The sequence below is a fragment of the Pseudonocardia sp. KRD291 genome (assembly GCF_019263595.1).
Classification (GTDB): Bacteria; Actinomycetota; Actinomycetes; order Mycobacteriales; family Pseudonocardiaceae; genus Pseudonocardia.
On sequence record NZ_JADQDD010000033.1, the window covers coordinates 1 to 12,387 of the forward strand.

Consider the following 12,387-nt stretch of genomic DNA (forward strand, 5'->3'; position numbering starts at 1 on the left):
CGTTGCGGACGGTGTCCGCACCGCCCGGTCCTGCCGTGGAGTCCACCCGTGCGGGCACCTCCACCTGCGACGGGCCCTCGATCCGGGACGGCGTCGTGTCGATCGGCGACGGCGCGTCCGGGTCCCAGGTGTCCCAGCCCTCGGCGATGCGCCGCTTGGCCTTGCGCCGGTCGTTGATCCGGGCGACCTGGATCGCGAGCTCGAACAACACGGTCAGGGCCGCCGCCAGCGCGATCATCGAGATCGGGTCCTGGCCCGGCGTGGCGATCGCGGCGAACACGAACAGCCCGAAGATGATCCCGCGCCGGGACTTCTTCAGCATCTCGTAGGAGACGATGCCGGTGAAGTTCAGCGCCACGACCAGCAACGGGACCTCGAAGCTCACCCCGAAGATGATCAGAAGGTTGATCACCAGGCTGAAATAGGACGCACCGGTCAGCGCGGTGGTCTGGATCTCGTTGCCGATGGAGAGCAGGAAGGCCAGCGCCTGCGGGATGATCAGGTAGGCGAGCACCGCGCCGGTGACGAACAGCACCGCGCCGACCGAGACGAACGAGACCGCGTACCGGCGCTCGTTCTTGAGCAGGCCGGGGGTGATGAAACCCCAGATCTGGTAGAGCCAGACCGGGCAGGCCAGGATCACACCGGCCGTCGCGCCGACCTTGAGACGCAGCATGAACTGGTCGAACGGGCCGGTGCCGAGCAGCGTGCACGCGCCCGGCTCCGCGCTGAACGACGCGCGCGAGGAGGCCGGCAGCGAGCAGTAGGGCTGCTTGAGCAGCTCGCCCAGGCTCGGCCAGCCGAAGAACGCGACCTCGAACCAGATGTAGCCGAAGACCGTCGTGATGATGATCGCGACGAGCGCGATGCCGAGCCGGTTCCGCAGCTCGTACATGTGGTCGATCAGCGACATCGACCCGTCGGGGTTGGATGCCCGGCGACGGCGGAACGGTGACTTCACGGTGCCGGGATCAGGTCGCGTCGGTGCTGCGGCCCGGCTGCGCCTGCGGCGTGCTCTCCGCCGGGGTGCCGTTCGGCGTCGGGGTGCCGTTCGTCGTCGAGGTGCCGTTCGTCGTCGACGTCGGGAGCGCCTGCGGCGTCGTGGGAGTGCTCTCGGCCGGCTTCGCGGCGTCGGGCTTCGCGCCGTCGGCCGGCGGGTCGTCCTCCTTGAGGCCCTTCATCTCGCCCTTGAACACGCGGGCGGACTGGCCGATCGAGCGCGCCATGTCCGGGAGCTTCTTCGCACCGAACAGCAGCAGCAGGACGGCGATGATGATGATCCACTCGTAGCCACCCGGCATGGGAACCTCCTCGACGACGGTGACGCAGCGCCCACACTACCCGGGCCTGGATCACACTCCGTCGCCGCGTGCTCCTCGCCCACCGGAGGTCGGGAGCCGGTCACCCGCCGGCCACCTCCCGGTCCAGTGCCTCCCGCGCACGCTGCGCGACGGTCGCGGCGAGGTCGGGCGGGTCCAGGATCCGGGCCGCGCCGCCGAGCCCGAGCACGAGCCGGACCAGCCACGCCGGGTCGGCGTAGCGCATCAGCACCCGGATCCGGTCGGTCCCGGCCGGACCCCCCGCGGCTGCCCCGGAGCCGGCCTCCACCACGTCGTCGACCGGGTAGTACTCGGCGATCCAGTACGCGTCCGGCGTCAGCTCGAGCACGGCCGTGCGCTGGCCCTCCTCCGGCCGGAACAGCCCCTCGGAGACGTCGGTGGGCCGGGCCTCGGGGTGCGCCTGGGCGGGCTCGTCGAGCCGCTCGACGTCCTCCACCCGGTCCAGCCGGAACAGCCGCACGCCCTCGGCCCGGCGGCACCAGGCCTCCAGGTAGCCACGCCCCTCCACGAGCAGCAGCCGCATCGGGTCCACCACGCGCCGCGACACCGCGTCCCGCCCGGCGGTGTAGTAGACGATCCGCAGCGCCCGCCCGGCCTCCAGCGCGGTGCGCACGGCGGTCGTGGTCGCCTCCTCCTGCGCTCCCACGTCGGTGACAGCCCCTTGCGGGAGGGCGACCATCCGGGACGGCCCGGCGACGTCGCCGACCGCGGCCTCGATCTTGCCGGTGGCCCGGGCCACGGCGTCCGAGTCGACCAGGCCCGGGGTCTCGTGCAGCGTGCGCAGGGCGACCAGCAGCGCCGTGGCCTCGGCGGTGGTCAGCCGCAGGGGACGGCGCATCCCGGCGTCCTCGATCACCGTGACGGTGTCCCCGGCGAACGAGAGGTCCACCAGGTCGCCCGGGCCGTAGCCGGGCAGCCCGCACATCCAGAGCAGTTCCAGGTCCCGGCGCAGCTGGCGCTCGTCGACGCCGAAGTCCGCGGCCGCCTCGGCGACCGGGATCCCGGGGTGCGCGCGCAGGTAGGGCACCAGCGACAACAGCCGCGGCAGCCGGTCGGTCACCCCGCCGCCGCTCACGTCCCCACCCCGGCCGGGCTCGCCGCGGCGGCCCACAGCGCGCGGACCGCGTCCGCCAGCTCCGGCGGGTCCAGCACGGCGACGTCCGGGCCGTGCCCGGCCAGCCAGCGCGCCACCACCCGCATGTCGCGCAGCTCGATCTCCAGCTCGACGCCGTCGCGGCCGTGGTGGGTACGCGGCCCGGTCGTCCGGCCGAGGCGGCGCAGCCCGTGCGCCCGGTCGGCGGCGGCCCACACGCGGGCGGTCCCGGACACCGGCGGCGGGCCGACACTGGCGCGCACCAGCCCGCGCAGGTCCACCCCGTCCGGGACGGTCACCGCACCCGAGGCCCCGCGCGCGGTCACCGCGCCGTTGATCCGGGACAGGCGGAAGCACCGCACGTCGTCGCGGTCACGGTCGTGCCCGACCAGGTACCAGCGTCCGCGCCAGGACACCACGCCCCACGGCTCGACGGTGCGCCGCGCGAGCTCTCCGCCGGGCCCTCCGCGCCGGTGCTCGAACTCCACCACCCGCCCGGCCTGCACCGCGGCCAGCAACGACGCCAGCGCCGGCTCGCCGGCCTGGACCCGGGGCTGCACGGCCCCGGCCCGGGACTCGTCGACCTCGACCCCGGCGGCGCGCAGCTTCACCAGCGCCCCGTGCGCGGCCCCGGACAGCTCCGGGGAGTCCCACAGCCGCGCGGCCAGCGCGACGGCGGTGGCCTCGTCGGGTTCGAGCTCGACCTCGCCCAGCTCGTAGTCGGCGCGCGCGATCCGGTACCCGTCGGCGGTGTCAAACACCGAGGTCCGGCCGGTCTCCAGCGGGACGCCCAGCTCGCGCAGCTCGGCCTTGTCCCGCTCGAACATCCGGAAGAAGGCCTCGTCGCTCGTCACGGCGGCGTAGCCGGGCACGGTCGCCCGGATCCGCTCCGCCGGCAGGAACACACCCGTCGACAGGAGGCAGAGCACGAGGTTCACCAGGCGCTCGGAGCGGGCGGAGGACACGCGCGGCATCGTATCGGCGGGGCCCGGTCGCGGCCGGTCGCCCCGCACGTCCGGGAACCCCGGACCGCGGTGTCCCCACGGCGGCGTCCCGGCCGCGGTGTCTCATCCTGGGACGGCGCGGACCTTGACGCCGGTCCGCGCGCGGCGAAAGGCTCCCCTCCTGCGGCGTGGCAGTCGGCGCCGCTGCCTGAACGACGCACGCGGAGGAGCCCGACACCATGGCCGAGCACGCAGCCGACGCAGGGGCCGAGTCGTTCAACCCGTGGAGCGTGGTCAACCTGGTGTTCCACCACCTCGCCGACCTCGGCCTGCACCCGGTGCTCGGCGAGGCCGGGGACCCGAACGCGGCGGCGTCGGACCTGCTCCTGGCCATGGGGATCACACCGGCGCCGGACCACGCCGGGCCGGCCGACGCCGGGGTGCAGAGCAACCTCGCCGACCTGCGCCGCAAGTACATGCCCGAGGTGGAGTGACCGCACGGAGGCGTCAGACTGTCCCGCATGGTCGACACCGCGGAACGCGCACTGGTCCAGACCCAGCTCGAGGACCTGCGCGGCGCCTGCTCGAGTGGCTTCGGCACCCTTCCCGGCGAGGAGGTCGTCAGCTACTACCCGCCCGAGATGGAGCGCCACGCCCACCTGTTCGGCCTGGCCGGGACGAACATCGACGGGACGCAGTGGTCCGTCGGTGACGCGGACGTCCGTTTCCCGCTGCACTCGATCTGCAAGGTGTTCACCTACGGCCTGGCCCTGGAGGACAACGGCCGCGACGAGACCATGCGCCGGGTCGGCGTCGAACCCTCCGGCGACCCGTTCAACTCGATCACCTTCGACGAGGTCAACCACCGCCCGTTCAACCCGATGATCAACGCCGGCGCCCTGGTCGCGGCGAACCTGGTGCGCGGCGGCGACCGCGACGAGCGGGTGGCCCGGCTGCTCGACCGCTACCGCACCTACGCCGGCAACCCGGACCTGCAGGTCGACCAGGACATCCTGGCCGCGCAGCTGGTCTCCAACGACCGCAACCTCGGCATCAGCTACCTGATGCGCAGCCTCGGCATGCTCGACGGCGACATCGAGGACAACCTGTTCGTCTACCTCTCGGCCTGCTCGATCACCGTCACCGCGGCCGAGCTGAGCGTGATGGGCGCGACGCTGGCCCACGGCGGACGCAACCCGCTGACCGGCGACCGGGCGCTGGCCCGCGAGTACACCCGCAGCATCATCAGCGTGATGACCATGTGCGGCATGTACGACGCCGCCGGCGAGTGGACCCACGACGTGGGCATCCCGGCCAAGTCCGGCGTCTCCGGCGGGATCATGGCCGCGATTCCCGCCTACTTCGGTCTCGGCGTCTACTCCCCCGGCCTGGACCGGCACGGCAACTCCGTGCGCGGGGTCGCGGTCTGCCGCGAGCTCTCGGCCCGGTTCGGCCTGCACGTCTTCGCCGACCCGTCCGAGTCGCAGTTCGGCCGGGTCGCGCAGCCCGAGCTCACCTAAACGCACCGCCGAACCTGCTCGCCGACGGCGCCGCGACCCGGCATCCTGCGGCGTGTGCGCCGGCTGCTGCTCGACCTCACGCTCGCGGCGACCCTGCTGGTCGGCTTCGCCACCGTGCAGAACGCCGGGGCCCACCTCGTCACCGGGGTCGCGTTCGTGCTGCTGGCCCCGTTCCACCTGCTGACCCGGCGACGGCTGGTCGCCGCGTCGGTGCGCCGGCGGCTGGGCGGGCTGCGCGCCGTCGGCGGGCCGGCCCTGCTCATCACGTTCCTGGTGATGCTCGGCTCGGGCGTCGCCCAGTACCTCCTGCCCGGCAGCGAGCCTGCGGTCATCACCCACTCCGGCAGCGGCGTGCTGCTCGTCGTGGTCGCGGTGGTGCACGTCTGGAACCGCCGCCGGCGGCTGCTCCCGCCCGCGCCGGGCCCGACGCGGGCGCCTCCTACAACGAGGCGATGAGGCGGTCCACCCGCTCGTCGACCGCGCGGAACGGGTCCTTGCACAGCACGGTGCGCTGGGCCTGGTCGTTGAGCTTGAGGTGCACCCAGTCGACGGTGAAGTCGCGCCCGGCCGCCTGCGCGGCGGCGATGAAGTCGCCGCGCAGCTTGGCCCGGGTGCTCTGCGGCGGGGTGTCCTTGGCGGCCTCGATCTCGCCGTCGTCGGTCACCCGGTCCACCAGGTCCTTGCGCTGCAGCATGTCGAACAGGCCCCGGCCGCGGCGGATGTCGTGGTAGGCCAGGTCGAGCTGGGCGATCCGGGCGCTGGCGAGGTCCAGGTTGTTGCGGTCCTGGTAGCGCTGCAGCAGCCGCTGCTTGATCGCCCAGTCGATCTCCCGGTCGATCAGCGACAGGTTCTGCGACTCGACGGCGTCGAGCGTGCGGCCCCAGAGCTCCACGACGCGTTCCATCGTCTTGTCCCCGGTGCCGCGCTGGGCCATGAACTCCACCGCCCGGGCGTGGTACTCGCGCTGGATGTCCAGCGCACTGGCCTCGCGGCCGCCGGCCATCCGGACGGTCCGGCGCCCGGTCAGGTCGTGGCTGATCTCGCGGATCGCGCGGATCGGGTTGTCCAGGGTGAAGTCCCGGAACTGGACGCCGGCCTCGATCATCTCCAGGACCAGCGTCGCCGTGCCGACCTTGAGCAGCGTCGTGGTCTCGGACATGTTCGAGTCGCCGACGATCACGTGCAGGCGCCGGTAGCGCTCGGCGTCGGCGTGCGGCTCGTCCCGGGTGTTGATGATCGGCCGGGACCGGGTGGTCGCCGAGGAGACGCCCTCCCAGATGTGCTCGGCGCGCTGGGACAGGCAGTAGACGGCGCCGCGCGGGGTCTGCAGGACCTTGCCGGCACCGCAGATCAGCTGGCGGGAGACCAGGAACGGGAGCAGGACGTCGGCGATCCGGGAGAACTCGCCCTGCCGGGCCACCAGGTAGTTCTCGTGGCAGCCGTAGGAGTTGCCCGCCGAGTCGGTGTTGTTCTTGAACAGGTAGATGTCGCCGCCGATGCCCTCGTCGACCAGCCGCCGCTCGGCGTCGACGAGCAGGTCCTCGAGGATCCGCTCACCGGCCTTGTCGTGCGAGACGAGCTGGGTGAGCGAGTCGCACTCGGCGGTCGCGTACTCGGGATGTGAGCCGACGTCGAGATAGAGCCGCGCCCCGTTGCGGAGGAAGACGTTCGACGACCGCCCCCAGGACACCACTCGGCGGAACAGGTATCGCGCGACCTCGTCCGGCGACAGGCGTCGCTGTCCGTGGAAGGTGCACGTGACACCGAACTCGGTCTCGACCCCGAAGATCCGACGCTGCATGCCGTTCAGGGTAGGCGTTAACGGGCATCTACTGTCAGACCTGTGAGCGAGTGGTATCGGCGCGCCGCCGGCAGGTCCCGTCATCTCCGGGGTGGGTTGGCGACCGTGTCCGCCACCGACCGGGCCATCACGGCGGCGATCGCGGACCGCCCCTACACCCGGGCGGACGTCGCGATGCGGCGCCTGTCGCGGGCCGCGGACCACAGCGTGCTGTGGATGGGCGTGGGCGCGCTGCTCGCGATCCGGCGCGGGAACGGGCGCAAGGCCGCGATGCGCGGGCTGGCAGCGATCGCGCTGAGCAGCGTCACCGCGAACGCCGTGCTCAAGCCGCTGCTGCCCCGGCGGCGCCCGGCCGCGGCCGAGCTGCCGCCCTACCGCAGGATCCCGAACCCGCCGACGTCCTCGTCGTTCCCGTCCGGGCATGCCGCCTCGGCCGCCGCGTTCGCCACCGCGGTCGCGCTGGAGAACCCCAAGGCCGCGCCGCTGGTGGTCCCGCTGGCCGGCGCCGTCGCCTACTCCCGGGTGCACGTGGGCGTGCACTGGGCCTCGGACGTGCTGGTCGGCGCCGCGATCGGGACCGGCGTGGGCCTGCTGACCCGGCGCTGGTGGCCCCCGCGCACCTCGGACGAGGCCCGTGCCCGTCCGGTCGACTCCGTGCCGGTGCTGCCCGAGGGCGAGGGCCTGGTCATCGTTTCCAACCCGTTCTCCGGGCCGCCGGACTACGACGCCTCCGACGACGTCGCCGCCCGGCTGCCCGCCGCGCACCACCTCGTCGTGACCCAGGGACTCGACGTGGACGAGCAGCTGGAGAAGGCGATCGTCGAACGCGGCCGCTGGGTGCGCGCGATCGGCGTCGCCGGCGGCGACGGGACGGTGGCCACGGCCGCCGCGGTGGCCGACCGGCACTCGTTGCCGCTGGTGGTGGTGCCGGCCGGGACGCTGAACCACTTCGCCCGCGACGTCGGCATCTACGACACCCAGGAGGCCGTCGACGCCACCCGGGCCGGCGAGGCGGTCGCCGTGGACCTGGCGATGGTCGAGGCGCACCCGGGCCGCGGCAGCGACCCGGACGACCCGGCGGTCACCAACACCCGCTACTTCCTCAACACCGCCTCCATCGGCTCCTACCCGGAGCTGGTCCGGCTGCGCGAGAAGTGGCAGCCGCGCTGGGGCAAGTGGCCCGCGTTCGTAGCCGCCCTGGTCACGGTGCTGCACCGCTCGGAGAAGGTGCAGGTGCGGGTCGAGGACCAGTGGCAGCAGGTGTGGTTCCTGTTCGTCGGCAACGGGCCCTACCACCCGCGCGGCGCGGTGCCGGCCTGGCGCCCGACACTCGACTCCGGGCTGCTCGACGTGCGCTGGCTGCGCGCCGACGTGCGCTTCTCCCGCACCCGGGTCGTCGTCGCGCTGATCCTCGGCGCGCTCGGGCACAGCCGCGTCTACGCCCAGCGCGAGGTCCCCGAGATCGACGTCGAGCTCAAGGAGCCGAGCATGCTGGCCACCGACGGCGAGCTGGTCGAGGAGGCCGGGCGCTACACGTTCCGGGTGGCGCCGAACCCGATCCCGGTCTACCGCCGCGACGAGGAGCACTGGACGGGCCGGTCGCGGCCCTTCCACGGCTGATCGGGTCAGGCCGGCAGGCCCTCGATCAGCGCGGCGTACCAGTCGACGCCCTCGAGGAGGGCGGAGACGGTGAGCCGCTCGTCGTAGCTGTGGATCGACTGCCGCTGCGCCCGGCTCATCCGGAACGGCGCGAACCGGTAGACCCGGTTGCAGATCCGGGTGAAGTGGCGGGAGTCGGTGGCGGCCATGGCCGCGTACGGCGTGGCCACGGCGTCCGGGAACACCGCCGCGACGGTCCGCTCGATCAGCGAGAACGCCGGTTCCCCCGCCCACGGCGACACCGGGCTCGGCTCGATCGCGTCCACGACCGACACCTCCACCCCGGGGTCACCGATCGTGCGGCGCAGGTGCTCGGCGACCCCGGCCACGGAGTCGCCCACGAGGATGCGGGCGTTGACGCCGGCCGTCGCGGTCGTGGCGATCACGTTGGACGCTCCCGATCCGGTCAGGGTCGTCACCGACAGCGTCGTCCGGGTCATCGCGGCGGCCTCGGGCCCGGCGGCGCGCAGCGCGCGCGTGACCAGCGGGCCGAGGCGGTCGGCGGCGCCCATCAGCCGGCTCAGCGCGAACGGGGCCCGGGGCGCCATCCGGCGGAGCATCTCGACCGTCGGGGCGGGCAGCGACGACGGCATCGCGCTGCGGTCCAGGCGCCACACCGCACGCGCGATCCGCGCCGTCGGCCCGCCCGCGGCCGGGGTGGACGAGTGCCCGCCGCGGCCACGGGCGCGCAGCTCGAACAGCGACGACCCCTTCTCGGTCACCCCGATGACGCCCACCGCGGCCGCGACCCCGGGGAACGCCTGCCCGGCCACCGCGCCGCCCTCGTCGAGCACGAACCACGGCCGGACGCCGTGTGAGCGCAGGTGCTCGACGGCCTCGACGGCGGAGGCCCCGCCCACCTCCTCGTCGCAGCCGAAGGACAGCCACACATCACGCTCGGGCACGAACCCGGCGCCCAGCAGCCGCTCGACGGCGGTACAGATCGCGACCACGCACCCCTTGTCGTCGAGCGTGCCGCGGCCCCAGACCGCCGGGCCCTCCGGCGAGTCCGCCAGCACCGCGTCGAACGGCGGGTGGGTCCACGGCGCCTCGCCGTCGACCGGGACCACGTCGAGGTGGGCCATCAGGACCAGCGGGTCCGCGCCGGTCCGCCCGCGCCAGTGCAGGAGCAGCGCGTGCGTCGCCGGGCGGGTGACCGCAAGGTCGCGGTGCACCAGCGGGAAGCGCCGGGCCAGCTCGTCGAGCAGGTGGTCGAAGGCCGCGCCGTCGGTCCGGGCCGGGTCGCGGTGCGACACCGTGGGGGCCCGCACGAGCGAGCGCAGCGCGGCGACCGCCGGATCGTCGTCACCGACCGCGGACGCTGCGGGCTCGCGCCGGCCCCCCTGATTCGTCATGGCACCCTCATACACCGGTGCGCGGTACCGGAGGAAGGCCGGGACACGCGCCACACCACGGGATCGGCCGTGCGGGCCGCCCTTAGGGTCATCGGGTAGGTACTCGGGCGAGGACACGGCGACCGACCGGCCGGCCGGACCCGGTCAGCGACGTCGACCGTGCGACGAGCGGAACCGGTCGGATCGAGAGAGGCCCTTCCTGGGATGAACGACGTGCACGAGTCGATGCTGCTGCGCGACGCCCGCGTCCTCGGCGGGCCGGACGGCTGGGCCCGCGCCGGGGACCCGGTCGACGTCCGGATCGAGCACGGGCTGGTCACCGCGATCGGGCACGACCTGTCCGTGGCCGGCGCGGAGGTCGTCGATCTGGGCGGGCGCACGCTGGCGCCCGGGCTGTGGGACAACCACGTGCACGCCGACCAGTGGTCGCTCGCGCGGCGGCGGACGGATGTGTCGGGGGCCCGCTCGGCCGCCGAGGCGGTCGCCCTGGTCGAGGCGCGGCTGCGCGCCGACCCGCCGGCCCCGGGCGAGACGCTGATGGGCTACGGGTTCCGCGACGCGCTGTGGCCCGAGCCCGCGCACCGCGACGTCCTGGACCCGGTCTCGGGTGACACCCCGGTCGTCCTGGTGTCCGCGGACCTGCACCAGGGCTGGCTGAACTCGGCGGCGCTGGCCCGCTACGGGCACCGCGGCCACCCGACCGGCATGGTCCGCGAGTCGGACTTCTTCGCCCTCACCACGGCGTTGCAGAACGTCGCGGCGCAGCAGCTGGACACGTTCGCCGCCGACGCGGTGCACGCCGCCGCGGCGCGGGGCGTGGTCGGGATCGTGGACTTCGAGGCACCGTGGCCGCTCGATGCCTGGGCCCGGCGGATCGCCGCCGGCGCGGACGGGCTGCGGGTGGTGGCCGCGGTCTGGCCGGGCCGGCTCGACGACCCGATCGGGCGCGGCCTGCGGACCGGCGACGTGGTCCCGGGCACCGGCGGGCTGCTCACCGCCGGCCCACTCAAGATCGTCACCGACGGGTCGCTGAACACCCGCACCGCCTACTGCCACGACCCCTACCCGGGCCTGGAGGGCACCGCGCACCCCTGCGGGATGCTGCTCGTCCCGCCCGAGGAGCTGGAGCCGCTGCTGCACCGGGCCACTGCGAACGGCCTGGACGTGGCGGTGCACGCGATCGGCGACCGCGCGAACACGCTGGTCCTGGATGCGTTCGCGGCCACCGGGGCCCGGGGCCGGATCGAGCACGCACAGCTGCTCGACGACGCCGACGTCCCCCGCTTCGCCGCGCTCGGCCTGGTCGCCAGCGTGCAGCCCGAGCACGCCCTCGACGACCGCGACGTCGCCGACGCGCTGTGGAAGGGCCGCACGCACCGCTCGTTCGCGTTCGCCTCACTGCACGCCGCCGGGGCCGGTCTGGCCCTGGGCTCGGACGCACCGGTCGCGCCGCTGGACCCGTGGCTGGCGATCGCCGCGGCCGTGCACCGCACCTCCGACGACCGGGAGCGCTGGCACCCGGAGCAGGAGATCGGCCGCGACGTCGCCCTGGCCGCGTCCGCCGGGCCGGACGGGCCGATCGCGGCGGGCCGCCGGGCGGACCTGGTGGTCACCGACGCCGACCCCGCCGCCTGCGACCCGTCGACGCTGCGCACGATGCCGGTCGCCGGGACGCTGCTGGGCGGACGCTGGACCCACCGCGCCGGGATCTGAACGGTGCCCGGCCCCCGCCCCGACCTGGTCGCCGCGATCGTCCGCGCGGCCGATCGGGGCGGCGACGGCGGCGAGCCCGGCACCGGCGCCCCGCACAGCGGCGGCGAGCCCGGCACCGGCGACGCGGACCCGACGCTCGACGCCGTCGCCGAACGGGTGCAGGTGCCCGGAGGACCGCTGCACCTGCTGCGCCCGCGGGATCCCGACGCCCTGGCCTTCGAGACCGTGAGCGCGCCGGACGCGGAGGTCGAGGAGCTGCACCCTCCGCACTGGGCCCGGCTGTGGGCCTCCGGCACCGCACTGGCCCGAGTGGTCGACGCCCCTCCTCCCCCGCCCACTGTGGCCGGGCGCGACGGGGCCGGGCGGATCGTCGTGCGTGGGCGGTCGGTGCTGGAGCTGGGCTGCGGGCTCGGGCTGCCGGCCCTGACCGCGGCCCGCGCCGGGGCGCGGGTGCTGGCCACCGATCGTGCCCTCGGCGCCGTGGCCTACGTCGCCGCGACCGCCGCCCGCGAGGGCATTGACCTGCACAGCGCCTCCTGCACGTGGGACGCTGCGGAGCCGCTCGTCGAGCAGGGGCCGTGGGACGTCGTCCTGGCCGCGGACGTGATCTACGGCCAGGAGGCCCTGACCGTGCTGGCCGCCCTGCTGCCCCGCCTCGCCGCCGACGACGGCGAGGTGTGGCTGGCCGACCCCCGCCGTCCGCTGACCCCGGAGTTCCTCGCCGACGCCCGCAGCAGGTGGCGTGAGGTCGACACGCGGGAGTCGCCCGTGCAGGGCGTACGGCTGCACCGTCTGCGCGGCCCCATCCGCACTCCGACCCACGCACCGCGTTAACCGCCACTCCGGGAATCGACCTCGCACGGGTTCCGGTGTCCTCGCACAGGTCATAACCCGTGCGAGGACACGCGAACCCGTGCGAAGTGGCCGCAGCTCGGGTCGTCGACCGGGCGGATGAGGTGCGC

The 12,387-nt window shown here is 74.3% G+C and carries 12 protein-coding genes; 6 read left to right on the forward strand and 6 right to left on the reverse strand.

Going from position 1 to position 12,387, the window contains the following annotated elements; all coding sequences use genetic code 11:
- The 4 genes from tatC to I4I78_RS07435 all read right to left on the reverse strand — a co-directional run.
- Positions 1-913 (reverse strand): twin-arginine translocase subunit TatC (tatC, locus tag I4I78_RS07420; RefSeq protein ID WP_218610498.1); only part of this gene is annotated, 913 nt, incomplete at its 3' end.
- A gap of 58 nt (positions 914-971) precedes the next feature.
- Complete coding sequence (gene tatA / locus I4I78_RS32640) at positions 972-1,301, reverse strand: Sec-independent protein translocase subunit TatA (RefSeq protein ID WP_226379277.1); 330 nt, start codon at positions 1,299-1,301, stop codon at positions 972-974.
- Between the two features lie 100 nt (positions 1,302-1,401).
- The gene (locus I4I78_RS07430) at positions 1,402-2,415 is read right to left on the reverse strand and encodes a YafY family protein (protein ID WP_218610471.1); all 1,014 of its coding nucleotides are present in this window, start codon (positions 2,413-2,415) and stop codon (positions 1,402-1,404) included.
- Positions 2,412-3,398 carry a YafY family protein gene (locus I4I78_RS07435; protein ID WP_218610472.1) on the reverse strand — a complete coding sequence of 329 codons (987 nt, stop codon included), beginning with the start codon at positions 3,396-3,398 and terminating at the stop codon, positions 2,412-2,414. Before I4I78_RS07435 ends, I4I78_RS07430 begins: the two co-directional genes overlap by 4 nt.
- Positions 3,399-3,616: 218 nt before the next feature.
- Here I4I78_RS07435 and I4I78_RS07440 point away from each other — a divergent pair, with 218 nt between their 5' ends.
- From I4I78_RS07440 to I4I78_RS07450, 3 genes are read left to right on the forward strand one after another with little or no spacing between them, the layout of a single operon-like run.
- The gene (locus I4I78_RS07440) at positions 3,617-3,871 is read left to right on the forward strand and encodes a hypothetical protein (protein ID WP_218610473.1); all 255 of its coding nucleotides are present in this window, start codon (positions 3,617-3,619) and stop codon (positions 3,869-3,871) included.
- A 27-nt stretch (positions 3,872-3,898) separates the two neighbouring features.
- A complete protein-coding gene (gene glsA / locus I4I78_RS07445) occupies positions 3,899-4,897 on the forward strand; it encodes a glutaminase A (protein ID WP_218610474.1) in 999 nt (332 codons plus the stop codon).
- 54 nt (positions 4,898-4,951) lie between these two features.
- Positions 4,952-5,353: a hypothetical protein gene (locus I4I78_RS07450; protein WP_218610475.1), complete on the forward strand. Its 402-nt coding sequence runs from the start codon at positions 4,952-4,954 to the stop codon at positions 5,351-5,353.
- Here the strand turns inward: I4I78_RS07450 and pafA are convergent.
- On the reverse strand, positions 5,337-6,698 hold the full coding sequence (gene pafA / locus I4I78_RS07455) for a Pup--protein ligase (protein WP_218610476.1): 1,362 nt from the start codon (positions 6,696-6,698) through the stop codon (positions 5,337-5,339). The genes I4I78_RS07450 and pafA overlap by 17 nt on opposite strands.
- A 105-nt stretch (positions 6,699-6,803) precedes the next feature.
- Here pafA and I4I78_RS07460 point away from each other — a divergent pair, with 105 nt between their 5' ends.
- On the forward strand, positions 6,804-8,318 hold the full coding sequence (locus tag I4I78_RS07460) for a phosphatase PAP2 family protein (protein WP_308251962.1): 1,515 nt from the start codon (positions 6,804-6,806) through the stop codon (positions 8,316-8,318).
- Positions 8,319-8,323: 5 nt separating this feature from the next.
- On the opposite strand, the gene I4I78_RS07465 is transcribed toward I4I78_RS07460, so the two are convergent.
- Positions 8,324-9,712, reverse strand: a complete 1,389-nt coding sequence (locus I4I78_RS07465) for a M20/M25/M40 family metallo-hydrolase (protein ID WP_218610477.1) — start codon at positions 9,710-9,712, stop codon at positions 8,324-8,326.
- A 204-nt stretch (positions 9,713-9,916) separates the two neighbouring features.
- Here I4I78_RS07465 and I4I78_RS07470 point away from each other — a divergent pair, with 204 nt between their 5' ends.
- Positions 9,917-11,425: an amidohydrolase gene (locus I4I78_RS07470; RefSeq protein WP_226379279.1), complete on the forward strand. Its 1,509-nt coding sequence runs from the start codon at positions 9,917-9,919 to the stop codon at positions 11,423-11,425.
- Between the two features lie 3 nt (positions 11,426-11,428).
- Complete coding sequence (locus I4I78_RS33720; RefSeq protein WP_218610478.1) at positions 11,429-12,259, forward strand: methyltransferase; 831 nt, start codon at positions 11,429-11,431, stop codon at positions 12,257-12,259.
- Positions 12,260-12,387: the final 128 nt, after the last annotated feature.